This is a genomic window from Ruegeria sp. AI2 (assembly GCF_056541275.1).
Window position 1 is genome coordinate 1 of sequence record NZ_JBQFYB010000005.1, and the last position, 25,202, is coordinate 25,202.

At 56.9% G+C, this 25,202-nt stretch carries 21 protein-coding genes; 10 read left to right on the top strand and 11 right to left on the bottom strand.

Annotated elements, in window-relative coordinates:
• Positions 1–486: 486 nt before the first annotated feature.
• On the top strand, positions 487–2,106 hold the full coding sequence (locus tag ACR0LL_RS11455) for a GMC family oxidoreductase (RefSeq protein ID WP_480586730.1): 1,620 nt from the start codon (positions 487–489) through the stop codon (positions 2,104–2,106).
• Between the two features lie 5 nt (positions 2,107–2,111).
• Here ACR0LL_RS11455 and ACR0LL_RS11460 read toward each other — a convergent pair whose 3' ends face one another.
• Complete coding sequence (locus ACR0LL_RS11460) at positions 2,112–2,957, bottom strand: SDR family oxidoreductase (protein WP_480586733.1); 846 nt, start codon at positions 2,955–2,957, stop codon at positions 2,112–2,114.
• An 87-nt stretch (positions 2,958–3,044) separates the two neighbouring features.
• On the opposite strand from ACR0LL_RS11460, the gene ACR0LL_RS11465 reads away from it, so the two are divergent.
• Positions 3,045–3,677, top strand: coding sequence for a class I SAM-dependent DNA methyltransferase (locus ACR0LL_RS11465; protein ID WP_480586736.1), 633 nt, complete (start codon positions 3,045–3,047; stop codon positions 3,675–3,677).
• A gap of 22 nt (positions 3,678–3,699) precedes the next feature.
• Here ACR0LL_RS11465 and ACR0LL_RS11470 read toward each other — a convergent pair whose 3' ends face one another.
• Positions 3,700–4,689, bottom strand: a complete 990-nt coding sequence (locus tag ACR0LL_RS11470) for a sterol desaturase family protein (protein WP_480586738.1) — start codon at positions 4,687–4,689, stop codon at positions 3,700–3,702.
• A gap of 21 nt (positions 4,690–4,710) precedes the next feature.
• Positions 4,711–5,466 carry a class II aldolase and adducin N-terminal domain-containing protein gene (locus tag ACR0LL_RS11475; protein WP_480586741.1) on the bottom strand — a complete coding sequence of 252 codons (756 nt, stop codon included), beginning with the start codon at positions 5,464–5,466 and terminating at the stop codon, positions 4,711–4,713.
• A gap of 114 nt (positions 5,467–5,580) precedes the next feature.
• Here ACR0LL_RS11475 and ACR0LL_RS11480 point away from each other — a divergent pair, with 114 nt between their 5' ends.
• From ACR0LL_RS11480 to ACR0LL_RS11500, 5 genes are all read left to right on the top strand, one after another.
• Entirely contained in the window at positions 5,581–6,450 is an 870-nt protein-coding gene (locus ACR0LL_RS11480; protein ID WP_480586744.1) for a LysR family transcriptional regulator, read from the top strand.
• A 140-nt stretch (positions 6,451–6,590) separates the two neighbouring features.
• Positions 6,591–8,393, top strand: a complete 1,803-nt coding sequence (gene ade / locus ACR0LL_RS11485; protein ID WP_480586747.1) for an adenine deaminase — start codon at positions 6,591–6,593, stop codon at positions 8,391–8,393.
• Complete coding sequence (locus ACR0LL_RS11490) at positions 8,390–9,853, top strand: AMP nucleosidase (protein ID WP_480586749.1); 1,464 nt, start codon at positions 8,390–8,392, stop codon at positions 9,851–9,853. The genes ade and ACR0LL_RS11490 overlap by 4 nt, the downstream gene beginning before the upstream one ends.
• Before the next feature lie 130 nt (positions 9,854–9,983).
• Positions 9,984–10,271, top strand: a complete 288-nt coding sequence (locus ACR0LL_RS11495; RefSeq protein ID WP_117871130.1) for an HU family DNA-binding protein — start codon at positions 9,984–9,986, stop codon at positions 10,269–10,271.
• A gap of 204 nt (positions 10,272–10,475) precedes the next feature.
• Positions 10,476–10,949 carry a GNAT family N-acetyltransferase gene (locus ACR0LL_RS11500; RefSeq protein WP_480586752.1) on the top strand — a complete coding sequence of 158 codons (474 nt, stop codon included), beginning with the start codon at positions 10,476–10,478 and terminating at the stop codon, positions 10,947–10,949.
• A 99-nt stretch (positions 10,950–11,048) separates the two neighbouring features.
• Here the strand turns inward: ACR0LL_RS11500 and ACR0LL_RS11505 are convergent, their stop codons facing one another.
• Complete coding sequence (locus ACR0LL_RS11505) at positions 11,049–12,245, bottom strand: BCCT family transporter (RefSeq protein WP_480587078.1); 1,197 nt, start codon at positions 12,243–12,245, stop codon at positions 11,049–11,051.
• A 182-nt stretch (positions 12,246–12,427) separates the two neighbouring features.
• Between ACR0LL_RS11505 and ACR0LL_RS11510 the strand changes: the two genes are divergently transcribed.
• From ACR0LL_RS11510 to msrA, 3 genes are all read left to right on the top strand, one after another.
• The gene (locus tag ACR0LL_RS11510; protein ID WP_480586755.1) at positions 12,428–13,312 is read left to right on the top strand and encodes a DMT family transporter; all 885 of its coding nucleotides are present in this window, start codon (positions 12,428–12,430) and stop codon (positions 13,310–13,312) included.
• 125 nt (positions 13,313–13,437) lie between these two features.
• A complete protein-coding gene (gene msrB, locus ACR0LL_RS11515) occupies positions 13,438–13,887 on the top strand; it encodes a peptide-methionine (R)-S-oxide reductase MsrB (protein WP_480586758.1) in 450 nt (149 codons plus the stop codon).
• Positions 13,884–14,396 carry a peptide-methionine (S)-S-oxide reductase MsrA gene (gene msrA, locus ACR0LL_RS11520; protein ID WP_480586760.1) on the top strand — a complete coding sequence of 171 codons (513 nt, stop codon included), beginning with the start codon at positions 13,884–13,886 and terminating at the stop codon, positions 14,394–14,396. The genes msrB and msrA overlap by 4 nt, the downstream gene beginning before the upstream one ends.
• Before the next feature lie 39 nt (positions 14,397–14,435).
• Here the strand turns inward: msrA and ACR0LL_RS11525 are convergent, their stop codons facing one another.
• The 7 genes from ACR0LL_RS11525 to ACR0LL_RS11555 all read right to left on the bottom strand — a co-directional run bounded on the left by ACR0LL_RS11525 (position 14,436) and on the right by ACR0LL_RS11555 (position 25,184).
• Positions 14,436–16,439: a hydantoinase/oxoprolinase family protein gene (locus tag ACR0LL_RS11525; protein WP_480586763.1), complete on the bottom strand. Its 2,004-nt coding sequence runs from the start codon at positions 16,437–16,439 to the stop codon at positions 14,436–14,438.
• A 72-nt stretch (positions 16,440–16,511) separates the two neighbouring features.
• Positions 16,512–17,549: a tRNA epoxyqueuosine(34) reductase QueG gene (queG, locus tag ACR0LL_RS11530; protein ID WP_480586766.1), complete on the bottom strand. Its 1,038-nt coding sequence runs from the start codon at positions 17,547–17,549 to the stop codon at positions 16,512–16,514.
• Positions 17,550–17,623: 74 nt separating this feature from the next.
• Complete coding sequence (fzlA, locus tag ACR0LL_RS11535) at positions 17,624–18,289, bottom strand: FtsZ-binding protein FzlA (RefSeq protein ID WP_267363152.1); 666 nt, start codon at positions 18,287–18,289, stop codon at positions 17,624–17,626.
• A 58-nt stretch (positions 18,290–18,347) separates the two neighbouring features.
• Positions 18,348–19,082, bottom strand: coding sequence for a monofunctional biosynthetic peptidoglycan transglycosylase (gene mtgA / locus ACR0LL_RS11540; RefSeq protein ID WP_480586768.1), 735 nt, complete (start codon positions 19,080–19,082; stop codon positions 18,348–18,350).
• A 39-nt stretch (positions 19,083–19,121) separates the two neighbouring features.
• Positions 19,122–20,036, bottom strand: coding sequence for a Hint domain-containing protein (locus ACR0LL_RS11545; protein WP_480586771.1), 915 nt, complete (start codon positions 20,034–20,036; stop codon positions 19,122–19,124).
• A 181-nt stretch (positions 20,037–20,217) separates the two neighbouring features.
• A complete protein-coding gene (gltB, locus tag ACR0LL_RS11550; RefSeq protein ID WP_480586774.1) occupies positions 20,218–24,750 on the bottom strand; it encodes a glutamate synthase large subunit in 4,533 nt (1,510 codons plus the stop codon).
• Positions 24,747–25,184 carry a GFA family protein gene (locus tag ACR0LL_RS11555; protein WP_267363158.1) on the bottom strand — a complete coding sequence of 146 codons (438 nt, stop codon included), beginning with the start codon at positions 25,182–25,184 and terminating at the stop codon, positions 24,747–24,749. The genes gltB and ACR0LL_RS11555 overlap by 4 nt, the downstream gene beginning before the upstream one ends.
• Positions 25,185–25,202 lie beyond the last annotated feature (18 nt).

The following is a 25,202-nucleotide window of genomic DNA, read 5'->3' on the forward strand; positions in this document are numbered from 1 at the left end:
AACCTCAACCTCAGATGCCCACCGTCTCTCCGGTGCGTCTCAACCGTCTTTCCAGTCCGTCAGGCCAACCTCAGCTGCGCCGGTGAAGGGGTATTTACGGATTAGGCTTCCGACCTGCAACCCCCATTTTGAAAAAACTTCACATTTCTCACTATTCTCTCATTTAAGTGTTGTAAAACAATAGTTTAATCAGATATTTCGCGATTCCCATCAGCCATTTCAGGTGCAGGCTCATCAGAAGAAGAGGGTGAAATCTGTACTTTGGCCGGAATCGTCGACCCCGTCAGCAAACGACGACATCGATATCCGTCTTGAGTCACTCGATCGACGCGGGCGTACCGTTTCGCTGAATGTCGAAGAACACTTGGAAACTGACTTCAGGTCACAATTGTTTTTTTACTCAATTGACGCAGTCTCAGGGAAGTCTGGCTCGGATGACGAACAGCGGACCGGCACAATAATGGTTCTGATAGTAGGGAAGCCAGCATGGAGTTCGACTATATCATCGTGGGCGGCGGTTCGGCAGGATCCGTTCTTGCAAACCGCCTCACCGAGAACCCGGCTTCACGCGTTTGCCTGCTCGAAGCAGGTGGGAACGGAAACGGCCTGACTGTCAGGGTGCCGGCAGCTGTCGTGGCAGCCCTTCCGGGACGACCCAAAATCAACAACTGGGCTTTTGAAACCATACCGCAACGCGGGCTGAACGGACGCCGGGGATATCAACCCCGCGGCAAAGCACTGGGTGGTTCGAGCGCGATCAACGCGATGCTTTATGTCCGGGGTCAGCGGCAGGATTACGATGGGTGGGCCGATCAGGGCTGCGACGGCTGGGATTGGGACAGTGTATTGCCTTATTTCAAACGGTCCGAGAACAATGAGCTTGGCGCAGACAGCTGGCATGGTGACAAGGGCCCGTTACAGGTGTCACAGCAAAAAGAACCTCGCCCGATCACCCGCGCGTTCATTGAAGCCGCGCGGCAACTCCAACACCGTCATACTGAAGATTTCAACCGAGGCGATAACGAAGGTGTCGGGCTGTATCAGGTAACGCAGTTTCATGATCCGGCAAAGAATGGAGAGCGGTGCTCAGCGGCTGCGGGTTACCTGTTCCCGATTGCCAACCGTCCGAACCTGACGATCATTACACATGCCCATGCGAAAGGGCTGGTCTTTCAGGGTAAGCGCGCAACTGGCGTTGTTTTCAGGGTCAAAGGCAAAGAGGCAGACACTACCGTTACCGCCACTCGCGAAGTTCTGCTGTGCGCGGGAGCATTAAAAACACCGCAGCTGCTGCAAATCTCTGGGATTGGAGCAAGCGCTGATCTTGAACCGCACGGGATCGCTGTTCTCAACGAACTACCGGGTGTAGGGCGGAACCTGCAGGACCACCTCGACTTTACTCTGACCTACCGGACCAAAGACACGAACAACTTTGGGATCGGCGCAACAGCGGCAGTGCGACTGCTGAAGCACATCCATCAGTGGCGCAAGACCGGTGTGTCAATGGCGGCCACTCCGTTTGCCGAAGGCGCGGCGTTTCTGAAAACCTCACCCGAGCTGGAGCGCCCGGATATCCAGCTGCATTTCACCATCGCAATGGTCGATGATCACGCCCGCAAACTGCATTACGGTTACGGGTACAGCTGTCATATCTGCAAGCTTCGCCCGGAAAGCCGGGGAACCGTTGGCCTGAGCTGCGCCGACCCAATGGCAATGCCTGTCATCGACCCGGGATTTCTTGCAGATGCACGCGATCTGGACACCATGATCAAAGGCGCGCGAATGACGCGAGACATCCTGCAAGCGCCAGCTTTGGCCAAATATCGGCATAAAGAGATGTTCGGAACCGATACGGCCAAATCTGACGCCGATTGGGAGGGGCATATCCGCGCCCGCGCCGATACGATCTATCACCCGGTCGGCACCTGCAAGATGGGTACCGACGATCTGGCGGTTGTGGATCCCGAACTTCGGGTGCGGGGGATTGAGGGGCTGCGTGTAGTTGATGCGTCGGTGATGCCAACGCTGGTGTCGGGAAACACAAACGCGCCAACAATAATGATCGCGGAAAAAGCCTCGGACATGATTAAGGCAGCCGCGCAGTAAAGAACCTACCGGTCCTTCATTAGCGCCTCCAACCCCACCCGGTAGTTCGGGTAGATCAATTCGACACCCAACTCATCCTTGATCCGGTCGTTTCGGACGCGTTTGTTCTCGTTATAAAAACTGCGCGCCATCGGTGTCAGATCGGCCTCGTCAAATGAAACCGCCGGGGGCAGAGGAAGCCCCTGCAACTCGGCGGCATACCCGATGACATCTTGTGGTGGGACAGGCTCATCGTCGCAGACATTGTAAACACTGCCCGGATTCGGCCTTGTCATCGAGGCTTGCAGAACCTGCGCAATGTCATCCACGTGGATACGCGAAAACACCTGCCCCGGCTTGATGATGCGCCGCAGCCCACCGCGTGTGAGTTTAGAGAACGGCCCACGACCCGGACCGTATATCCCTGCCAGACGGAAGATGTGAACAGGCAGGCCCGGCACAGCCGCCCATTGCTCTTCAGCCAGCATGCGCCACTTTCCACGCTTGGCGGTCGGTGTTGGCGGGGTGTCTTCGTCAACCCAGCCGCCCTGGTGATCGCCATAAACAGCTGTTGTCGATAAATAGCCCACCCAAGTGAACTGACTTGCTCGTTTTCGGATCTCGTCGCCAAGCGCCGCCAGTACCGGATCGCCCGCCTCGCCCGGTGCCGTTGAGATCAGCAAATGCGTCACCCCATCCAGATTTGGAACCTCGCCGGGCCAGATCAGCGGGTCCGCGCCAGAGGCACGTATCGCATCTGTGCCTTCGCCATCTCGTGTGGTGCCAAAAATCTGCCAGCCTTTCGGGGCAAGAATTCGGGAAAGGGCCTGCGCAGAATAGCCGTGGCCAAATGAGAAGAGTGTCTTGGTCATGCACCGTTGATGGGCTTCAGCGCATCGGGATGCAAGCGCCGCATGGACGCACTTGAATCGAATCTTCTGATGCGCCTTTCTGTGGATATGAGCAAAAAGAAACCAGACCTGCATTCTGCCTACGCGCTGAGCTCTCCGGACGAAAACAAACGCCTTTATGCGGAATGGGCCGGGGACTATGACGACAGCTTTGCCGTGCGTGAGGATTATCAGCTTCATATCCATACCGCGCGGGCGTTTGTGGGCGCGGGCGGTCAGGGGCCGGTTCTGGATGTCGGTGCGGGAACGGGCCTGTGCGGCGCGGTGTTGTCTGGGCTTGGTGTTGGGCCGATTGATGCCACTGATATCAGTTCAGAGATGCTGGAACAGGCTATGCGCAAGGATATCTACCGGGACGCGATCGAGGCTGACCTTACCCATGGCATCCCGGTTCCGCCAGACAGCTATTCCGGCATCGTGTCATCTGGCACGTTCACACACGGTCATCTGGGTCCCGAAGTGTTGCCTGCGCTGCTTCGCGTCGCACGGTCAGGCGCTACGTTCGCCCTGTCAATAAACGCCCGCCATTTCGAAAAGATGGGCTTCAAGGGCAAGCTGCACGAACTGGAACAGGATCAGATCCGCAACCTGACCCTGCCCGAGGTTCGCATCTATGGCGATCTTGCTGCAGGACCCAATAAGGATGACACGGCCTTCATTGCATTGTTCGAACGAGTTTAGTCCCCGGACAGAACCAGCCACTTCAGGTGTACATCTGCTTTTTGTAGGCCCTCGTGCGTGTCGTCGCTTCGGCTGAGCCATCGTGATAGGTGCCAAACCACTTGTCGAACGGAATTTCGGATGTGCCGTAGTTGCACTCGAAATACCTGTGGTGGAGCTGGTGAAAAAAGTCGCCCGCCCGCGCGGCTTCGGTCTCACCGGCCTTTAGCTTCTCGAACCCAGAATGGGACAGTATCGGGCTGACCTGCTGGAACGAGCTGTGAAACAACACATGCAGCGGATGGGAAGGCACGATCAGGTGGATGAAATACGTCGTGAAATACAGCATGTTTTCATACCAGTGATTCGAAATCCCTGACCATGGCCCGGTATTGACATTACGGTGATGGACCGCGTGCACATGTTTATAAAGCCTGGGATGATGTTCCAGCCGGTGCACCCAGTAAAAGTGCAGACCGGACCACATGGGAATAAACAACATCCAAACCACGAACCACACCAGCGAGCTGGCCCAGGTAATCGTCGGAACCCAGCCATTTGCCATCGCCCAGAAGATGACCCACTGGTAAATGGTCGCCACCGTCATGGCGCTGCCCAGCGTCCACCAGATGTTATCCCAGACCTGATTGCGGAATGTGAATGTTCCGTTGTCCCGTGTCAGGTCCCTGCGATCAAACTTTTTGTACATCCCCTGCCCTTTGCGCATGTACAGCCACCAGTGCAGGCTTCCTGCCACCAGAGTTTGCGGCACCATGTTCAGCAACCAGATCCTGAACATCCACCCGGGTGCAAAGCTTCTCATCGTCTCTAATGCGGGGAAAAAGAACGCATAGGCGATGACGGCCAAGGTCATGCACAGGGTCAAGGCGGTGATTTGCAACCACGCTCCGCCGTACCATTTCAGCACGGCCGCCGGACGTGGTGGCCAACTGAACAGCGGGTTGAGACCCACTGGCCCGTCGGGGTGGTAATGCCAGCGGGCAGCTTCGGGGTCCTGCGTGGAATCTCGCATGTCGGTCACTCTGTCTTGCATTTAGGTTGCGTAATCCGAGCCTTCTGCATCGAGTATTGCCTTGATCTCTCGCAGATGCGCTTCGGCCTGATCGGGGTAGTCGTCCAGTTCCTGTGCTGTTTTCTCGGCAATCTCATCCGACAGCACCCGCAGGGGCAGGCCTGTTTGCAGCGCCCGGATGTAAGTTTCGGCAGCGCGCTCGAAATAATAGAGCCTGTTAAACGTATCTGCAGGGTCGCTGCCAGTGATCAGAACCCCGTGGTTGCCCATGATCATGACTTTCTTCTTCGGATCAGCCAACATCCCGGCGCACCGCTCGCCTTCGCTTTCAAAAGCCAATCCGCCAAATTCTTCGTCAACAACGTAGCGGTTGTAGAAGGTCGCGGTGTTCTGGTCGATTGGCGGAAGTGTACTGTCGGCCAGTGACGCCAGAACAGTTGCGAAAATCGAATGCACATGCATGACGCAACGCGCGTGCGGGCAGTGGCGATGGATCGAGCCGTGCAGGCCCCAGGCCGTGGGATCAGGTGCGCCGGGCTGTGACATCACATCCGGATCGTTGGCGTTCAACAGCAACAGATCAGACGCGCGAATACGCGAGAAATGCGCCTGATTGGGGTTCATCAGGAACTGCGTCCCATCTTCGTTCACAGCAAGGCTGAAGTGGTTGGCGACGGCTTCGTGCATGTTCAGCCGGGCCGTCCAGCGAAAGGTTGCGGCCATGTCCACACGTTCTGACCAATGATCGATATTGGGACGAAGGTTGGTGAGACTCATGTGACGCGTCCTTTGGTATCTGCGAATGACCAAAGCCTGCATTTGGTCCGGCAATTTGACCAACGAAAAAAACGGAACTATCCCATTAGCTGAACTTATGCCGGAGTTATGTAGATGCAAAACAGGCTTCCCCCGCTTGGCTGGCTGCGCACTTTCGAAGCCGCAGCCCGCCATCTGTCATTCACCGGTGCGGCGCGGGATCTGAACATGACGCAAAGTGCGGTCAGTCAGCAGATCAAGTCGCTGGAAGGCCATCTGGGTCAGCCACTGTTCCTGCGACGCCCGAAGGCGCTTGAGCTGACAGAGGCCGGAATCACCTATTTGCCGGTGGTGCGCGAGGCGTTTCGGACACTGATACGGGGCACTCAGGCGGTAACTGGCGCGCAACAGAATGCGGTCCAGGTGCAGTGCAACATCAGTTTCGCCGTGAACTGGCTGGCCCCGCGTCTGCCATTATTTCAGGCTGAACACCCGGATGTTCAGCTGAACATCTTCACCGAGTTGTGGGAACCGCGCGAGATGGCTGAAGGCGCGGCAGTCGAGATCCGGTTTTCCCTTCGACCCTCAGATACAACCCGGACAGAGATGCTGCGCTCTGAATATTACTATCCCGTCTGCGCGCCGGGATATCAGGTGTGCCTGCAAGACCTTCAGGAAAAACCTCTGTTCGACTGTTCCAACCTGTTGACCAACTGGGCGACGTGGGCTGAAGATCAGGCTCTGAATTGGCAGAATCCGCCTATTACCTACGCGACAACCTATCTGGTTTGTTTGTCAGCTGCGATGGCCGGAGGTGGCCTGTGCCTGGCCCATGACACCATCGCAGGTCATTTGATCGATCAGGGACGACTAGCCGCACCATTTGAGCATCGCGCCCCGATGCCCGAGGCGTATTATCTGCTGCTCTCCCCTCAGGCCGAGGACACGCCCGGAGCGGTTACCTTTGCGAACTGGATACGACGAGAATTCGGGTCCGAAACGTAAACCCGGACGGGTTCCTGCGCGCTGTCGGCGCCTATGTCAGCTTTCGATGACCGGGTCTGGCAGATTTGCAGAATTGTGATCCGTCGGCAGTAGTAAAGAACCGGGGTTGCACCCGCGCGCGCATTCGTGAAAGTTGAGCCATGGAAAACACACCCTTCCCAACTTGGCCCGATGTCGCCCCCCGATTGATCGCAGTTGCTGCCGGACGTGAGGCAGCAGATATGGTAATAAAGGGTGGGACTTGGGTAAATGTGCACAGCCGCGAACTGCTGCCGAACCATTCAGTTGCAATCGCTGCAGGCCGTATTGCATTTGTCGGTCCCGACGCCTCGCATTGTACCGGACCAGAGACACAGGTTATCGACGCGCAAGGCCGCTTTATCCTGCCCGGCTTATGCGACGCGCATATGCACATCGAATCGGGGATGCTGACCCCTGCCGAGTTTGCCCGCGCAGTTATCCCCCATGGCACAACCAGTATGTTCACCGACCCGCACGAGATCGCCAATGTGTTGGGGCTGGACGGTGTGCGCATGATGCATGACGAAGCAATGATGCAGCCGGTCAACATCTTCACTCAGATGCCGTCCTGCGCGCCCTCTGCACCGGGGTTAGAGACGACAGGCTATGAAATCACCCCCGAAGACGTGGCCGAGGCGATGAATTGGCCCGGGATCATCGGCTTGGGGGAAATGATGAACTTCCCCGGCGTGATTCACGGAGATCCCAAAATGCTGGCCGAGATTGCGGCCACGCAGCGGGCAGGCAAGGTCGTCGGCGGACATTACGCATCCCCTGATTTAGGGCCTGATTTCGCGGCTTATGTGGCTGGTGGACCTGCCGATGACCACGAAGGCACCTGCGAAGCGGATGCCATCGCACGGGTCCGTCAGGGAATGCGGTCGATGATGCGGTTGGGTTCGGCCTGGTATGACATTGAAAGCCAGATTACCGCGGTCACCGAAAAAGGTCTGGATGCGCGCAATTTCATCCTGTGCACGGATGACTGCCACTCTGCCACACTAGTCAATGATGGGCATATGAACCGCGTCGTGCGCCACGCGATTGCCTGCGGTTGTGACCCGCTTGTGGCCGTGCAGATGGCGACGATCAACACCGCCACGCATTTCGGTCTGGAACGCGAGATCGGATCGGTCACGCCGGGACGACGGGCAGACATCATCCTCAGCTCTGACCTGACCGAATTGCCGGTCGAACTGGTCATAGCGCGCGGGAAGGTTGTTGCGGAAAATGGGGTGATCAAGGTTGATTGCCCCCATCTGAACTGGCCCGACAAGGCACGTCGCACCGTTCATCTGAAGCAGGAACTGGCCGCGTCCGATTTTGAGATCGCGGCGCCGAAGGGTGCAAACAAGGTAAGGGCCAACGTCATTGGCGTGGTAGAAAACCAGGCCCCCACTAAAGCCCTGAAAGCCGAATTGCCGATAATCGGCGGGCTTGTTGAAGGTGAGGGTGACGTATGCCAGATATCACTGGTCGAACGACACCAGGCGACAGGGGGCGTCACCAACGCCTTTGTCTCGGGGTTTGGATATCAGGGAAAAATGGCCATGGCCTCGACCGTGGCGCATGACAGTCACCACATGATCGTCGTCGGCACCGACCGTGAACAGATGGCGCTGGCCGCGAATCGACTGGCCGAAGTGGGTGGCGGCATCACGATCTTCCGGGACAGCCAGGAACTGGCGATGGTCGAACTTCCCATTGCCGGTCTGATGTCTGACAGCCCGGCCGCTGAAGTTGCGGCAAAGGCGGACAGGATGGTTCAGGCTATGCAGGAATGTGGCTGCAATCTGAACAACGCGTATATGCAACATTCGCTACTGGCGTTGGTCGTCATACCGGAACTCAGGATCTCTGATCTCGGGCTGGTTGACGTGCGCACATTCGAAAAAATTGATCTTCTGGAACCCTTGGCATGACGACACTCCTGACACCTGAAGCCCTTTCGCCAGAACAGTTCACCGATCCCGCAGCCGCAGTTGCGCGACTGGAGGAGCTTTACACTCAAGCAACGGAATTTCTGTGCGACAGCTTCTCGAAGGTACTGCAAGATGGTGCGCCAACTGCCAGATACAGAGCCTATTACCCAGAGATTCGCATAAAGACATCGACCTATGCACAAGTCGACAGCCGCCTGAGTTTTGGGCATGTGTCAGAGCCCGGCGTTCACGCTACAACCGTGACGCGCCCGGATTTGTTCCGATCCTACCTGACCCAGCAGATTGCCCTTTTGATCAAGAATCACGACCAACCGGTGACGATTGCAGCGTCGGACACACCGATTCCGGTGCATTTTGCCGTGGCAAATACGTCAGATCTGGTTGTGCCGCATCAGGGTGCGGCTGCTTTCACCCTGCGTGACGTGTTTGACGTGCCGGATCTGACCACCACGAATGACGACATCGTCAACGGTGTGCATGAAAATGAAGACGCCGTCGGGCCTTTGTCATTGTTTACTGCCCAGCGGGTCGATTATTCACTTGCGCGACTGGCACATTACACAGCGACAGATGCCCGGCATTTTCAGAATCACGTTCTGTTCACGAACTATCAGTTCTATGTCTCGGAATTCGAAAACTACGCTCGCGAACAGTTGGCTGATCCCAGCAGCGGGTATACCAGCTTTGTCTCGACCGGGAATGTCGAAATCACGCAGCCGGACGCAGAAATCGAGCAGCCGCTGAAACTGCCGCAAATGCCAACCTATCATCTGAAGCGTGAAGACGGTTCGGGTCTTACTTTGGTGAACATCGGTGTCGGCCCGTCGAATGCCAAAACAGCAACCGACCATATCGCGGTTCTGCGCCCGCACGCGTGGTTGATGGTTGGCCATTGCGCCGGGTTGCGCAACACGCAGGCATTGGGTGATTTCGTTCTGGCCCATGCATATCTACGTGATGACAAGGTTCTGGATGATGACCTGCCGGTCTGGGTGCCCATCCCGCCCCTGGCCGAGGTTCAGGTCGCGCTGGAACGCGCCGTGGCCGAAGTGACCGAGCTGGAAGGGTATGAACTGAAACGGATCATGCGGACGGGAACAGTTGCATCGGTCGACAATCGCAACTGGGAACTGCGCGATCAATCCGGACCGGTTCAGCGCCTCAGCCAGTCGCGGGCCATCGCGTTGGATATGGAAAGCGCCACAATCGCCGCGAACGGCTATCGCTTTCGCGTTCCTTACGGCACTTTGCTGTGCGTGTCGGACAAGCCCCTGCACGGCGAACTGAAGCTACCGGGCATGGCCTCGTCCTTTTATACCACTCAGGTCGGGCGTCATTTGATGATCGGGATACGCGCTATGGAGCACCTGCGCGGCATGCCGTTGGAGCGTCTGCACAGCCGGAAATTGCGTTCCTTCGACGAAACTGCCTTCCTCTGACGCAAAAAAGCAACGTTTTCCCCATATTTTTAGGGGTTTCTGCGCTACTATTCGTTGTGTTTGGCCACAATATCCCGTTACAGTTACGCGGTGAGGCCCTATAGATCGGGCACGTTAAGGAGACCAAGAAATGGCAAAACCTATGACAAAGACTCAGCTGGTTGCTGCTCTCGCTGAGGAAATGGGAACCGATAAGAAATCCGCGAACTCTGCGCTTGAGGCCATCACCGGCTTGATCACGCGCGAAGTTTCCGCAGGTGGTGCAGTGACCCTGCCCGGTGTCGGCAAAATCTACTGCCGCGAACGCCCCGAGCGTCAGGTCCGCAACCCGGCAACCGGTGAAACCTTCACCAAAGAAGCCGACAAGGTTGTGAAAATGACCATCGCGAAAGCACTGAAAGACAGCGTGAACGGCTGATCTCAAGCGCTTGGAACCATGTAAAGGGGTGGCGGTTACGCGGCCCCTTTTTTTGTGTCTAAACTTTACATCCTACGGCCCGCGCAATTATGTGATAAGGTATCAGGCTGTAACTAAAGGCTACAATCCAACACTGGATGTTCTTGGAACGTTTTTTACGGACAACCCTTTGATTTCCTGCTTGGCCCGCTAAATCCCAGTTCTATGGAACAGGATATAACCTTCACGCGACTGCCCCTCGTCTCAGCACCTGAGATACTGGCGCATATGAGAAATCCAATTCTTGCCGAACACATGCCTCTCCTGACGCAGGATTGGGATGAGGAAACAGTCGCCGGTTTCATTCACGCGAAAGAGTCGTGTTGGGCGCGGGACGGCCTAGGTCATTGGGCAATTCTGCACCGCGGGCAATATGTGGGATGGGGTGGTTTTCAAAAAGAAGGTGAAGAGTGGGATTTCGGGTTGGTCTTGAAGCCCGGTGCATTTGGACTGGGTGCCAAAATAGCACGTCGGGCCATCACATTCGCAAAGCAGGACAATCGTATTCCGTTCGTGACATTCTTGCTGCCGCCTTCACGCACGAAACTGCGCGCAATGACCAAACTCGGCGCTTATTTTGTTGGGCAAGTAGACTACGCTGGCCACAGTTTCCTCAAATATCGTCTCGACACGAACTGAAGTGAACGACAAGGAATGAGGGCCGGATCGGGCATTGTCCAAAAACGGCTGCGGGCCCCAATGTCGGGGCCCGCTTTTGGTTTGGTAGGTTCGAAACAATCAGTGAATCGTCTCAACCTTGTGGAAGTCCAGATCGCGATCTTCCGGCATGGCGTCGATACTCATCACCTCTTTGCGCTTGGTGACCAGGATATAGACCACGCAAGCTAGGTAGAGAGCGACTACGACGGCTCCGATCCACTGGATTTGCAACCACTGACTCTGGAACAGCAGCGTCAACACAAACAGCAGCGCGACGTTGCCAGCGACATAGGTCGCCTTGCCAAACCGCTCGGCGGTCATGTTCAGGTTGTCCGTATAGAGCCTAATCAGCGAGTCCAGCGAGTTGATAACAAAGGTCACGCCCACGATTACCATCGCGATATTGGTGATGCCTGCGGTGCTGATGCCGTTCAGGTGATAGTAGTAGAGAACGGTGAACCAAATCCCCAGCGGGATCGACGGGAAGATCAACAACGCCGCCAGCAGCTGCCAGGTCTTCAAACCGCCCACAAAGCGCGAAGTAAACTGGCCAATCATGATTGACCACGCAAACCACCAGAACAAGTAGAAGGCATGATAATCGGTCAGCGGCAGGACAAATTTGTGCACATTGGCGAAATAGGCACCAATGTTACTGCCGGTTTCGATAAACCCGGTCATTCCCATGCCAGCGGCCGCCCACATACCCAGAATCAGTGCAAGGAACAGAAAGGTCGAACCGACCGACAGGATGCGCACATATTTCAAATCGGTCGACGAGTATGCCGCCGCCAGAATGACCACAAACACGATGACGTAGAAGGTGGTAACGACAGATTCTCCATCTCCGACCTCTGGCAGGTAGCCAGGCAGGTAGATCAGGAACAGGCTGGCGGTAAAGGCGCAGGTACCGATGATGACGACGTTGTTGATCAGCTTGACCAGCGGAATCTCGAAGAAGTTCACGCGGGGTTCGATCACGCAGAAATAGAAGGCTGTCAGGAAGTAAAACGCCCAGATCAGAAATCCCCAGAAACCGAACTCGATCGCCAGTGGATTGGCAAAGGCATAGGCCGGATCTTCGGCATAGCCACCAAATTCTGTCAGCGGGAACATGATCAGGCCAACATCCAGACCGGACGTAAACAGGATCGCGATGAACGTGAAAAGGTGGACAGGTGTAACGCCAACGCAGCGCAGGTTCCACCACTTCACTACGAAGAACGCGACCAGGCCCAACGCCAGCAGAACGCCAAAAGATAGAATGTACTCCAGAAGCACCGACAACCCTCCCTTGATATGTCAGATCCCGGAGCCGATAACTTTAATTGTTCAGTCAATCAATAAAAACATCCTTGTGACTTTCGTTGCATCACGGATGTGTCTTTTTTGACGCGCAGCGCTTGCGACCCATCGGAAAATCGGGGACAGTCCGCGCAAAGTGACAGGGGGTCTCCATGGATCTGCGCGCCATAGCCATGGGGCTTACTTTTGCCCTGATCTGGTCGTCTGCCTTTACCTCGGCGCGGATCATCGTGGCAGACGCCTCTCCCTTGTTTTCGCTGGCTCTGCGGTTTTTGATCTCAGGGGGTCTGGGGGTTCTGATTGCCCGGGCGATGGGGCAAAGCTGGCACCTGACCCGGAACCAATGGCGGGCGACAATTCTGTTCGGTATCTGCCAAAATGCCCTGTATTTGGGTCTGAACTTTTACGCGATGCAAACGGTCGAGGCTTCGGTTGCGGCGATTATCGCGTCCACAATGCCCTTGTTGGTGGCGCTGGCAGGGTGGCTGATTTTTGGCGAGAAACTGCGTCCTCTCGGGATTTTGGGATTGTTTGCCGGATTCACTGGCGTCGCCCTGATCATGAGCAGCCGGATCAGTTCTGGTGTCGACATGTTCGGCATCGCGTTGTGCGGCATCGGAGCTTTGGCGCTGACCTTTGCCACCCTCGCGGTCCGCGGTGCGACTTCGGGCGGTAATTTCATGATGGTCGTCGGTCTACAGATGCTTGTAGGTTCAGCCATGTTGTTCGTGGCTGCTCCGATCTTTGAGGCCATCTACATCCACCCGACGCTGCCATTGGCATTGGCGTTCACTTACACAACCCTGTTTCCTGGGCTGCTGGCCACTCTGATCTGGTTCCTTCTTCTGGATCGCATCGGCGCGATCCGCGCAGCCACGTTCCACTTTTTGAATCCGGTATTCGGTGTCACGATTGCGGCCCTATTGTTGGGCGAAAAACTGGGCGCGATGGACGCAATTGGCGTTTCAATCACGACATTGGGTATTCTTGCTGTACAGCTTTCACGCCAACCTGCCAGCAAAACGACTTCGGCCTAACACAAGGACCTCAGTGTATGCGTCTGACCGACCACACGACTGTGAGAGCGCTTTGAAATATCGCTTTGCTTTCTGTACGGCAGCCCCCAGATAATGGCACAAACGTCAAATCAGCCGGAGGATCCATGACACGCTACACCAAAGACCCCACGGTTATTGCGGCGCTTTCGCCCGAAGAATTTCACGTCACCCAACGCAACGGCACCGAACGGCCGGGGACAGGCAAGTATTTGCGGAACAAGGAACCGGGTATCTACGTGGACATCGTGTCAGGCGAACCACTGTTTGCTTCGACCCACAAATACGAATCCGGATGTGGCTGGCCCAGCTTTACCAAGCCGATCATCCATGAGCATGTGGAAGAATTTCGCGATACGACATATGGTATGATCCGGACCGAGGTTCGATCGAAACACGGCGACAGCCATCTGGGACATGTCTTCCCCGACGGCCCGCGAGAACATGGCGGCCTGCGATATTGCATCAACTCGGCCTCGCTCAGGTTCATCCATCGGGATGAGATGGAGGCTGAAGGTTACGCCGAATTCCTGATCCACGTGGAGGAAATCCAATGACTGAACACCGTGCTGTACTGGCCGGAGGCTGCTTTTGGGGTATGCAGGACCTGATCCGCAAGCTGCCAGGCGTCTTGCGAACTCGGGTGGGCTATACCGGAGGCGATGTGCCCAACGCCACCTATCGCAACCACGGCACCCACGCCGAAGGGATCGAGATCTGGTTTGACCCATCGCAGATCAGTTTCCGCGACCTGCTGGAATTCTTCTTCCAGATTCACGACCCGACCACGGTGAATCGACAAGGCAACGACCGAGGCATGAGCTATCGTTCCGCGATTTACCACGTCGATGAAGCCCAAAGAGCAACCGCCCTGGATACAATCGCAGACGTGAATGCCAGCGGCTTGTGGCCGGGAAAAGTCATAACCGAAGTCGAACCCGTCGGCGATTTCTGGGAGGCCGAACCCGAGCATCAGGATTATCTTGAGCGTATCCCGAACGGATATACCTGCCACTTCCCGCGCCAGGATTGGGTTCTTCCCAAACGTGCCAGCGCCGCAGAATAATGCACCACCTGCCCGGCCCCTCTGAACGAGTCAGAGGGGCTAGCCCGCCGCAACCCGCGGTCGCCCGCTAGCCTCGACCGTGATCATTGCTTCGACAAACACATCATTGGCCTCGACCCGCGCGGTTTTGATGTCGCGATCCACGATCACCCGGATATCTTCTGCACCGGCTTCGCGCACCGCGCCTTCAGCTTCCGACCTCAGAACATTTTCCAGCAAAGCCAGCGCATCTTCTGATGCGGAAAAATCCTTGGGCCCGCCCTCGAGATGTACACGATACCGCCCTTCGGCAGGACTTGTCACGGTGCCCGTTCGCCGTAAGGTCAACCGCCCGACGACAGCGCCAATCGCATTGGCTACGCCCGCATGTTCCGGCAGTATCATCCGGCAGCGAAGCCGTTCACCAACCGCCGGGTAATAGCTGGGGGCAGATGCCCCAAGTCCCACAACATCAACGTTCAGGGCTGCGGTCAGCGACAACAAACCGCGATGCTGCGCCAATCCGCGCTGTGTCAGGATATGCCGCGCCAGCTCCTGTGGCGAAAGCCCGAAACTGTCTGGCTCCTCATCAAAAGCAGCCTCTAACAAGGTCAAACTGGTCTGTTCTGTCAACTGGTCCACGATCATCTTCGCCAGCGCTTCGGCGGAATTTGCCAACATATCTCCGGACCCGACCCGTTTGCGCGCGACCAGTTCAAGTGCCTTACGGGCGGCGTCCGCATCCCAGGCATCCACCCGCCCCAGTACATGGCTGGCATCCGACGGAGTCACGCCCGAGATCTGAATGATCCCGCGGTCCACCAACCGGGTCAATGCGCCGCTCTCCATTCGGGACCGAAGCAAGGAACCGATCGGCAGAACCTGATCTCCCAACCGCTCCAACAGGGCTTCTTCTCGCACATCTATACCGTCGTCACGTATTCCCGGCACGCGACGGGCAAAGCGCGTATCGTGCTCACCCACCGTCGTGGCCCGCAATTGATCGTCCAGAACGGCATGGACGATCTCGGGCGCTTCCGAGGCGATCAGGGACACCGGAAGAACGCGGCGCGGCCCCAGAAACACACCGCCCTGCAATCCCTCGGTCACGACATGCACCTGACTGTCACCTCCAAGGCCATGGGTGCGCATCGCCACCGCTTCGACCATGGTGCGGAACCCGCCAACCTGTGCCCCTGCCGAGTCTATCGCGGGCTTACCGTCTCGGATCAACGCCACGTCGGTTGTCGTACCGCCAATATCAGACACCAACGCATTCTCTGTGCCGGTCAACCAGCGCGCGCCTACAATTGACGCGGCTGGTCCGCTCAGGATCGTTTCAATGGGGCGTTCACGCGCCTGTTCAGCACTCATCAACGCCCCATCACCGCGCACGACCATCATCGGGGCCATTATCCCCAACTCGCGCAGCTGGTCCTGCGCCCGCCCGATCAAACGGTCGATCATCCCGATCAGCCGCGCATTCAACACGGCCGTCACGGCGCGTTTCGGCCCGTTCAGCTTTGCCGACAAGTGATGCGAACATGTGACCGGAGCCCCGGTTCTTTCCGAAACGATCCGTGCGGCTTCCAACTCGTGCGCGGGATTTCGTGTGGCAAACTGAGCGGCTATGGCAAAGCCTGATATGCCCTTATGAGAGCCTAAAAATTGCTCCAGCGCGGCAATATCCAATGGCGCAGCTTCGCTGCCTGAATGGGAATGCCCACCAGACATAACCAGGGCCGGGTCCCCTTTTAACGCGTCCTTCAAACCGTGCTTTTCAAGGTCGCTGTCTTTGAATCCGATATAGATCAACGCAACGCGCCCGCCCTGCCCTTCGACCAAGGCATTAGTCGCCAATGTTGTGGACAAAGACGCCATTGAAATCTGATCCGGCGCAACTTTTGCCTGCTCCAGAACGGCAGAAATCGCCTTGCCCACACCAATTGCCAAATCCGCGCGTGTGGTCAGGGACTTGGCCGAAGCTATCACCTCTTTTTCATCCCGGACCAGTACCGCATCGGTATAGGTTCCACCCGTATCCACCCCCAAAGCCAGCGCCATCGGGTTCTCCTTACTGTTCGCTGCAGATTGGTGTAGCGATTGGGGCCGACACGTCCAGCCTGTTTGCGGCAATTATGAAAGTTGTTCCACCGCCCAGCGCGCTGCGTCTGCCACGGTTTCATCCGGGTCATCTGTCAAACTCTGGGCCGCAGCCTTCAAATTCGGGCGCCCCGAGTTTCCAATGGCATAAAGCACGTTGCGCACAAACCGGTCGCGCCCAATCCGTTTGATGGGTGAGCCAGAGAACTTCGCTCGAAACGAAGTATCATCAAGCGCCACCAGCTCTTCCAGCGCAGGCGCTGCCAGATCTTCACGCGCGGCATAGCGTATGTCACTTGCGGCAACCGCAAACTTGTTCCACGGGCATGCTGCCAGGCAATCATCACAGCCGTAGATTCGATTGCCCAGCTTTCCGCGAAGTTCAGGCTCCACAGGGCCTTTATGTTCGATGGTCAGATAGGAAATGCACCGCCGTGCATCCAATTGATACGGGCCTGGAAAGGCGTCCGTGGGGCAGCTGTCCAAACAGGCCCGACAAGACCCGCAGCGATCAATCTCAGAAGAATCAGTGGGTATGTCCAATGTTGAAAAAACAGACCCTATAAAGGCCCAATTACCCCATTCCCGACTGACAAGATTTGTGTGTTTCCCCTGCCAGCCCAACCCGGCGGCCTGCCCCAAGGCTTTCTCTGGCACGGGTGCAGTGTCAACAAACACCTTAACCTCGCCGCCCGCCTCGGCAATCAGCCACCGCGCCAGACGCTTCAGTCGCTTTTTGACCAGATCATGATAGTCTTTGTTCTGCGCATAGACAGAAATCGCCCCGTGGCCGCGTTGCTTCAAGACGTCTGTCGGGTCATGTTCCGGCGTGTAACTCTCGGCCAGCATGATCACTGATCGCGCCTCGGGCCAAAGGGCCGCAGGATCACCGCGCCAATGCGTTCGTTCGGCCATCCATCCCATCTGCCCATGATACCCGGCGCCCAGGTACGCGGCCAGACGCTCGGGAACTTCTGGAACATCCCACGGGCGGCAGACACGGCACGCAACAAACCCTTCGTCAAGGGCCTGCTGTACCAGCTTTTCCTTCAAATCAGATCCGTTCTTCATCTGGCTAAAAATATCCTCGGGGGGAATCGCGCAGATGCGCGATGGGGGGCAGACAGCCCCCCGGGCGCACCCTATCAGAAATCCAGATCCGCGTAATGGGGCGGCGGCCGGAAACCCGGCACCTGATCCGCCAGAATAGAGCGAAACGCAGGGCGTGATTTGATTTTCGCATACCAGTCCTTGACCACCTGACTGCGGTTCCAATCCACGTCCGAGATATAGTCCAGCGAAGACAGGTGCGCCGCTGCCGCGAAGTCAGCCAGTGTCATCTGGTCACCGGCCAACCACCGGCGGTGATCCAGCAGCCATGCCATATAATCCAGGTGGTACTTGATGGCCTTGGCACCCTGTTTGACGTTCTTGCTGTCCGGATAGCCCTGACCCGTCACTTTTTTGTTTACCCGTTCGTACAGCAGCTTCGACGTCACCTCATGGTGGAATTTGTCGTCAAACCAACCAACAAGGCGCCGCACTTCGTATCGGGCTTCGGGGCTTTTTGGCATCAATGGCGGTTCGGGGCGGGTTTCTTCGATGTATTCACAGATCGCTGCGCTTTCCGACATCATTTGTCCGTCCAGACGCAATACTGGTACTTTACCCGCGGGGTTACGGCGCAAAAAGTCGGGGTCCTGTTCCCAGTATCGCTCTTCGACAAGCTCAACCTCGATCTTCTTTTCCGCCAGAGACAGCCGAACCTTGCGGCAATACGGAGAGAGGGGAACATGAAACAGACGCGCCATGGGCTTCCAATCGAACCAGTGAGTACCCGACAGATTTAGCCTTTGCAGGCGACGGGTTTCAATCCTCGAAACAATCTGCGCGACCATCTGCGCGGATGGTGGCCGCCCCATCCAGAATAGACGCCGCCCGCCTGCGCGTTTGCGCCGTCGGGTCAGTGACCGATCTGTTGCGCGGTGACGGCAGAATGGCGGCAATCCGCGCCGCCTGAACCGAGGTAAGCTTTGAGGCGCTGGTGTTGAAATACCGTTGCGCGGCAGCCTCGACCCCAAAAACGCCATTCCCGGTTTCAGCAACGTTCAGATAGACCTCGAGAATTCGCTGCTTGCTCCAGAAAATCTCGACCACAGGTGTGATCGAAGTTTCCAACGCCTTGCGTATCCAACTGCGCCCTTGCCAAAGAAATACGTTCTTCACAACTTGCTGTGTAATCGTCGAGGCGCCGCGATTCCCGCCATCCTCAAGCGCATCGCGAATGGCCTCTACGTCAAATCCCCAGTGCAGGCAGAAATTTGCATCCTCTGCTGCCACGACCGAACGCGCCATGATCGGAGCCATGTCCTCGATCGGCACCCATTCGCGCTCAACCTTTCCCAAACGGCGCCATTCCGACCAGATCGTATGGGTTACGGGTGGGTTCACAACCGAATACAACAGGATTATCGCAAGCAAAGCTCCGGCAATTGCCGTAACCGCACGAGTCAGCCAACGGCGAATGTAGCGCACCGTAGGTGTTTTTCTGCTGGATGCCTTGTTTTTCTTACCGCTTGATTTGCGGGCTGCTTTCTTCGCCATGCCTCAGCTATACGACGCGCCGTCCGGGTTTGAAACGGCCTAAATCGCGAAAGTGCGTGCCTCCCGTGGGTGAACAACCGGGCGCGCGGTTTCTACCGACATCGGATCATGACCTGCCAGTTCAGGGAACAAATGCAAGACCTCGCTCTGCGTCTCGCGGTCCGAGGCCGACAACGCATGCCCCGGATAATAGCTTTCGCTTTTGGCGCCATTGGCGATGACGATCTCGTGCTGCTTGAACAAAAGGTGGAAATACTCCACTTCACCGCCTTCCACCCGGGCCACCGTTTTTCCATTGACCAGAGCATGTGCCGGAATCAGCGCTTCAGCGTGCCCGGACAGGTACGAGGCCCGCCAGTCTTCAACCAGCATCCGATGCTGAGGCGAAACAAGCAGCGGACGATCCAGGTCGAACACTCCGGCCTCAAACCGGATCGGGGCCAGCTTTCCTTCGGCGGCCACCACTGTACGCCCAACCCAGATCAAAGGCTGGGGGCCATGATCTACGGTCGTGACCAGATCGCCGACTTTAAGATCTTCTACCGCACGTTCGCCTTCCGGGGTCGCTATCATGGTGCCCGGCGTGAAACAGGGCGGACCCAGATTGCCGACATTCAGCGGCCCCTGTGTGTTGACGAAGGTGGCTGAAACAAATGTTCCCGGCTGCAGGACCTGGCCGTCTGTCGGTGTGAAAACCCGAGATCCGTCAGCCAGATAGAACGTGGTGCCGGTATAGGTTACGTTCCCGACGCCCGCGACGTTGATCGTGACAGTGTCTCCCGGCCAGGAATTCGTGACGTCCTGACCGTTGACGGTATCGCCGCTCGGTGCATCAATTTCGTTGTCATCATCTGCATCGATCAAAGTGAAGCTGCTAACAGTGACTGCCGTTCCCGCAGGTGGCGGGTTTGCTGGATCGAAAGTATAAAACTGATCCTGATACGGTGTTGGCATCCAGTTGCCCCTGTTTGCTTATCATCTGGTGCCTAGATCGGCCCATGATTGTCGCCTGAGTGTGAAGAAAGATTGGCGATTTTCGGATAAACGGGCAAGACCTACACTGAAACGTCGTTAACATACGAACCCCGCGTGGTGCAAATGACACGCGGGGCTTTTAGAGACAATAGGTTTCGGCTTATTCCGCCGGAACTGCTTTGGCTTCAATACTCAGCGGGTGGCTGAGCTTGTTCAGCATTTCCTTCGGGCAAACCTGCAGGAAGCTGCCTTTTTCCACTTCCCAGTGCTGAAGAATGTCAGTGGCCTTGCGGCTTTGCGATTCAGCAGCATGGCGCATGATGAGCGTTTTCAACTGCTCTTCCCAGTGATCCACAGTGACCGGGCAAGTGACCAGCGTTTCCCTGTTCATCAGCGCCTCAGCCTTGCCTTCGGGATCATACAGATAGGCCATACCGCCTGTCATGCCTGCACCAAAGTTGGCTCCGATCGTTCCAAGGATAACGGCGACACCGCCGGTCATGTATTCACAGCCGTTGGAACCGCATCCCTCGACAACAACCTTGGCACCAGAGTTCCGGACCGCGAAGCGTTCACCGGCGCGACCGGCCGCGAACAGATACCCGTCGGTGGCGCCATAGAGCACCGTATTGCCAATGATCGTGTTGTCATCTGCTTTCAGCGGGCTGACCTGTGGTGGGCGTACGACGATCATGCCACCCGACAGGCCCTTACCGACATAGTCATTGGCATCGCCCGACACTTCCAGCTTCAGACCAGGGGCCGCAAAAGCTCCCAGCGATTGCCCGGCCGAGCCTTGCAGTTTCACATGCAGATGGTCGTCCTGAAAGGTGTTCCGCATCCCGAAATTCCGCACAATATGGCTGGACACTCGGGTTCCAACGGTCCGGTGTGTGTTCTGCACTGCATAAGACAGCTGCATCTTTTCACCATCCTTCAGGAACCGGGCCGCATCACGAACGATTTCGGCGTCCAGCGTATCCGGCACCGCGTTGCGCTCTTTGTCGCGGTTGTAGACGATGTTATGTGCCCCATCGACAGTGATCAGCAGCGGGTTGAGGTCCAGATCATCCAGATGAGCCGATCCCCGGCTGACCTGAGCTAACAGGTCGGCTCGGCCGATGATCTCGTCGATTGATCGCGCGCCGAGGCTGGCCAGCAACTCTCGCACTTCCTGCGCATAAAAGGTGATCAGGTTTACTACCTTGTCCGCATTACCGGTGAACTTGGCGCGCAGGGATTCATCCTGCGTACACACGCCCACCGGACAGGTGTTCGACTGACACTGACGCACCATAATACAGCCCATGGCGATCAGTGCGGCGGTACCGATGCCGTATTCCTCGGCCCCCATCATCGCGGCCATCACAATGTCGCGCCCCGTGCGCAGGCCACCGTCGGTCCGCAGGGTGACGCGGTCGCGCAGGTTGTTCATTGCCAGAACCTGATGCGCCTCGGTCAGGCCCATCTCCCACGGCAGACCGGCATATTTGATCGAGGTCGCAGGCGACGCGCCTGTACCGCCATTGTGACCCGAAATAAGGATAATATCCGCTTTCGCCTTGGCCACACCGGCGGCAATTGTGCCAACGCCCGACGACGCAACAAGCTTCACCGTCACCTTGCAGCGCGGGTTGATCTGCTTCAGGTCGTAGATCAGCTGCGCCAGGTCCTCGATCGAATAGATATCGTGGTGCGGCGGCGGTGAGATCAGCGTCACGCCCTTGGTCGAATGGCGCAGGCGCGCGATCAGGTCGGTAACCTTCATACCCGGCAACTGACCACCTTCGCCGGGTTTTGCACCCTGAGCGACCTTGATCTCAAGCTCCTCACACTGGTTGAGGTATTCCGCAGTCACACCAAACCGACCTGAAGCCACCTGTTTGATCTTGGCCGAAGGGTTGTCGCCATTGGGCTCAGGCACGAAATGAGCCGGATCTTCGCCACCTTCGCCGCTATCGGATTTCGCGCCGATTCGGTTCATCGCCACGTTCAGTGTCTTATGCGCTTCTGGCGACAATGCGCCCAGCGACATACCTGGTGTGACAAAGCGTTTGCGGATCGAGGTGATCGATTCCACCTCTTCGATCGGCACCGGTTTGCCCAATGGTTTGAAATCCATCAGGTCACGTAGATGAATTGGCGGGTTCGACTGCATCTTGGCCGAATACTGCTTCCACAACTCATACGAGGCCTTGTTGCAGGCCATCTGCATCATGTGCATCGAGGTCGCTTCCCACGCGTGGGTCTCGCCCGATTTACGCGCCTTGTAGAAACCACCGATGGGCAGCACATCCAGACCGCTGCTCCAGCCCTTGGCATGGATTTCCTCGGCCTTGGCCTGAATACCTTTGATGCCTATGCCCGAGATACGGCTGGTCATACCGGGGAAATACTCGGCCACCATGGCACGGCTGAGGCCAACGGCCTCAAAGTTCAGACCACCGCGATAAGACGAAATGACCGAGATGCCCATCTTGGCCATGATCTTCAGCAAGCCCTGATCGATCGCCTCGCGATAGCGCGCGACGTTTTCGGTCAGGCTTCCGTCCAGCAAACCGCGGTCGATACGGTCAGCCAAAGAATCCTCGGCCAGATAGGCGTTCACCACAGTCGCGCCACAGCCGATCAGAACGGCAAAGTAATGCGGGTCTACACATTCAGCCGAACGGACGTTCAACGAACAGAAGGTCCGCAAACCCTGACGCGTCAAATGGGAATGCACAGCGCTGGTCGCGAGGATCATTGGTATCGCAATCCGATCCTCGCCCGACCGCATATCAGACAAGACGATATGCCCGGCACCGGATCGCACCGCCTCTTCGGATTCGGCTCTGATACGGGTCAAAGCCGTGCTTAATGCGCCTTGACCAGCCTCGAAGGTACAGTCGATTTCCGCCAGCGGCGCATCAAAGTTCTCAACCAGCTTGTCCCATTGCGCGTTACCGACAAAGGGGCTTTCCAGAACCACGATCTCGGTCTGGCTGCTGTCTTCATCCAGCACGTTCTTGAGGTTGGCAAACCGGGTTTTCAGCGACATCACGCGGTATTCACGCAAGCTGTCGATCGGCGGGTTGGTCACTTGGCTGAAGTTCTGACGGAAAAAATGGCTGAGCGGGCGGTATTGTTTTGACAAAACAGCCGAGGGCGTATCATCACCCATCGATGCCAAGGCTTCCTTGCCGTCTTCCGCCATCGGAGCAAGGATTTGTTCCAGCTCTTCCACCGAGTATCCCGCAGCAATCTGGCGCTTTCGCAACTCGCCACCCGCAAAGATCGGCGCTTCAGCCACACCCGCAAGCGTTTCGTCCAGATCGTTTATCTTGCCAACCCATTCGCCAAATGGCAGCGCGCGGGCCAGTTTGTTCTTGATTTGGGTATCGCGGTACAGCTTGCCCTTTTTCATGTCGACCGCCAGCATCTGACCCGGCCCCAACGCGCCTTTTTCGGTCACGGTAGCTTCGTTGATCGGCACCATTCCGGCCTCGGATCCTGCGATGACAAGGCCATCGCCAGTCACAACGTACCGCATGGGGCGCAGCCCATTCCGGTCCAGGCCGGCGCAGACCCAGCGCCCATCCGTCATCGCCAGCGCGGCCGGGCCATCCCATGGCTCCATCACCGAGTTGCAGTAGGAATACATGTCGCGCCACGCTTGCGGAAGTTCGACCGCCTGCTTGGACCAGCTTTCCGGAACCAGCATGGTTTTCGCCATCGGGGCCGACCGTCCTGCGCGAACCAGAACCTCGAAAACCGAGTCTAATGCGGCAGAATCTGACGAACCACCTGCGATGATTGGCTTGATATCTTCAGCATAGTCACCAAAGGTTCCGCTGGCCATCCGGATCTCATGGCTTTTCATCCAGTTGACGTTGCCCTTGAGGGTGTTGATCTCGCCGTTGTGGGCCAGCATGCGGAATGGCTGCGCCAGCCACCATTGCGGAAACGTGTTGGTCGAATAACGCTGGTGGTAAATCGCGAATGCCGATTCAAAGCGTTCGTCCATGAGATCGGGATAGAATACAGCGACCTGTTCGGCCAACATCATACCCTTGTAGATGATCGACCGGCAGGACAGCGACGCAAGATAAAGACCCGAGATACCCGACACCAAAGCCGCTTTTTCGATGCGGCGACGGATGACATAGAGCTCGCGCTCGAAAGTTTCTTCGTCCACACCCTTGGAGTTCGAGATTAGGATCTGCTCAATCTCGGGGCGGGTTGCGTTGGCCTTTTCTCCCAGGCAAGTCACATCGACCGGCACGTGTCGCCAGCCATAGATGTAGTAACCCATACGCAGAACTTCGCTTTCGACGATGGTCCGGCACCGCTCCTGCGCGCCGAAATCGGTGCGGGGCAGGAAAACCTGACCAACAGCAATCAATTCATTCAGCTTGGGTTCATGACCCGTGCGGCGGACCTGATCATAGAAGAAGGGAACCGGAATCTGCACATGGATGCCCGCGCCATCGCCGGTCTTGCCATCCGCGTCAACGGCCCCGCGATGCCAGATCGCTTTCAAGGCGTCGATTCCGGCATCAACCACCTTGCGCGACCGTTTGCCATCCACGGACACAACAAGGCCCACACCGCACGAAGAATGCTCTTCTGCTTCGGAATAGAGACCATTTTCGGCCATCCACTTGCGTTTTGCTTCTTCTGCCCGCACCCAATCGGCATCATATTTGGTCATTGGCTGTCTCCTTCGTCAGAGGGGGAATACATGGCTTCGACCTCGGCTTTGGTCATTTGCCGACGTTCACCTGCGAACGCGTATCCCTCGGGCTTTTTGTCGATATAAAGTTCAAGTTTCAGCGGGTTACCTGCTGCATTTTCAAACAGGCCAGCCGCCATTTGTGTCTGTCCGTGCATCTCACCCGGCAGCGTGATCCGATACCAGAGTGAGGATCCGCAATCGCCGCAAAAAGCACGTTCTGCCCAGTCGGACGAGGTAAATGTCTTGACAGGGCCCAACGCGGCATAGCCTTCTTTCGCCTGAAAGGTCACCAGCATCGAACTGGTCCACCGACGGCATTGATCACAGTGACACGCCCCCAGAGCATCCCGCGCAGGGGTGGCGGTGACTGTGACCGCACCACACATGCATTGGCCTTGAAGTTCCGACATTTCGAACCCTCCTGAAAA

Bases quoted from the DNA above. Each gene is read 5' to 3' on its own strand.
- ACR0LL_RS11455 (WP_480586730.1), top strand. From the start codon at position 487: ATGGAGTTCGACTATATCATCGTGGGCGGCGGTTCGGCAGGATCCGTT.
- ACR0LL_RS11460 (WP_480586733.1), bottom strand. From the start codon at position 2,957: ATGACCAAGACACTCTTCTCATTTGGCCACGGCTATTCTGCGCAGGCC.
- ACR0LL_RS11465 (WP_480586736.1), top strand. From the start codon at position 3,045: ATGAGCAAAAAGAAACCAGACCTGCATTCTGCCTACGCGCTGAGCTCT.
- ACR0LL_RS11470 (WP_480586738.1), bottom strand. From the start codon at position 4,689: ATGCGAGATTCCACGCAGGACCCCGAAGCTGCCCGCTGGCATTACCAC.
- ACR0LL_RS11475 (WP_480586741.1), bottom strand. From the start codon at position 5,466: ATGAGTCTCACCAACCTTCGTCCCAATATCGATCATTGGTCAGAACGT.
- ACR0LL_RS11480 (WP_480586744.1), top strand. From the start codon at position 5,581: ATGCAAAACAGGCTTCCCCCGCTTGGCTGGCTGCGCACTTTCGAAGCC.
- ade (WP_480586747.1), top strand. From the start codon at position 6,591: ATGGAAAACACACCCTTCCCAACTTGGCCCGATGTCGCCCCCCGATTG.
- ACR0LL_RS11490 (WP_480586749.1), top strand. From the start codon at position 8,390: ATGACGACACTCCTGACACCTGAAGCCCTTTCGCCAGAACAGTTCACC.
- ACR0LL_RS11495 (WP_117871130.1), top strand. From the start codon at position 9,984: ATGGCAAAACCTATGACAAAGACTCAGCTGGTTGCTGCTCTCGCTGAG.
- ACR0LL_RS11500 (WP_480586752.1), top strand. From the start codon at position 10,476: ATGGAACAGGATATAACCTTCACGCGACTGCCCCTCGTCTCAGCACCT.
- ACR0LL_RS11510 (WP_480586755.1), top strand. From the start codon at position 12,428: ATGGATCTGCGCGCCATAGCCATGGGGCTTACTTTTGCCCTGATCTGG.
- msrB (WP_480586758.1), top strand. From the start codon at position 13,438: ATGACACGCTACACCAAAGACCCCACGGTTATTGCGGCGCTTTCGCCC.
- msrA (WP_480586760.1), top strand. From the start codon at position 13,884: ATGACTGAACACCGTGCTGTACTGGCCGGAGGCTGCTTTTGGGGTATG.
- ACR0LL_RS11525 (WP_480586763.1), bottom strand. From the start codon at position 16,439: ATGGCGCTGGCTTTGGGGGTGGATACGGGTGGAACCTATACCGATGCG.
- queG (WP_480586766.1), bottom strand. From the start codon at position 17,549: ATGAAGAACGGATCTGATTTGAAGGAAAAGCTGGTACAGCAGGCCCTT.
- fzlA (WP_267363152.1), bottom strand. From the start codon at position 18,289: ATGGCGCGTCTGTTTCATGTTCCCCTCTCTCCGTATTGCCGCAAGGTT.
- mtgA (WP_480586768.1), bottom strand. From the start codon at position 19,082: ATGGCGAAGAAAGCAGCCCGCAAATCAAGCGGTAAGAAAAACAAGGCA.
- ACR0LL_RS11545 (WP_480586771.1), bottom strand. From the start codon at position 20,036: ATGCCAACACCGTATCAGGATCAGTTTTATACTTTCGATCCAGCAAAC.
- gltB (WP_480586774.1), bottom strand. From the start codon at position 24,750: ATGACCAAATATGATGCCGATTGGGTGCGGGCAGAAGAAGCAAAACGC.
- ACR0LL_RS11555 (WP_267363158.1), bottom strand. From the start codon at position 25,184: ATGTCGGAACTTCAAGGCCAATGCATGTGTGGTGCGGTCACAGTCACC.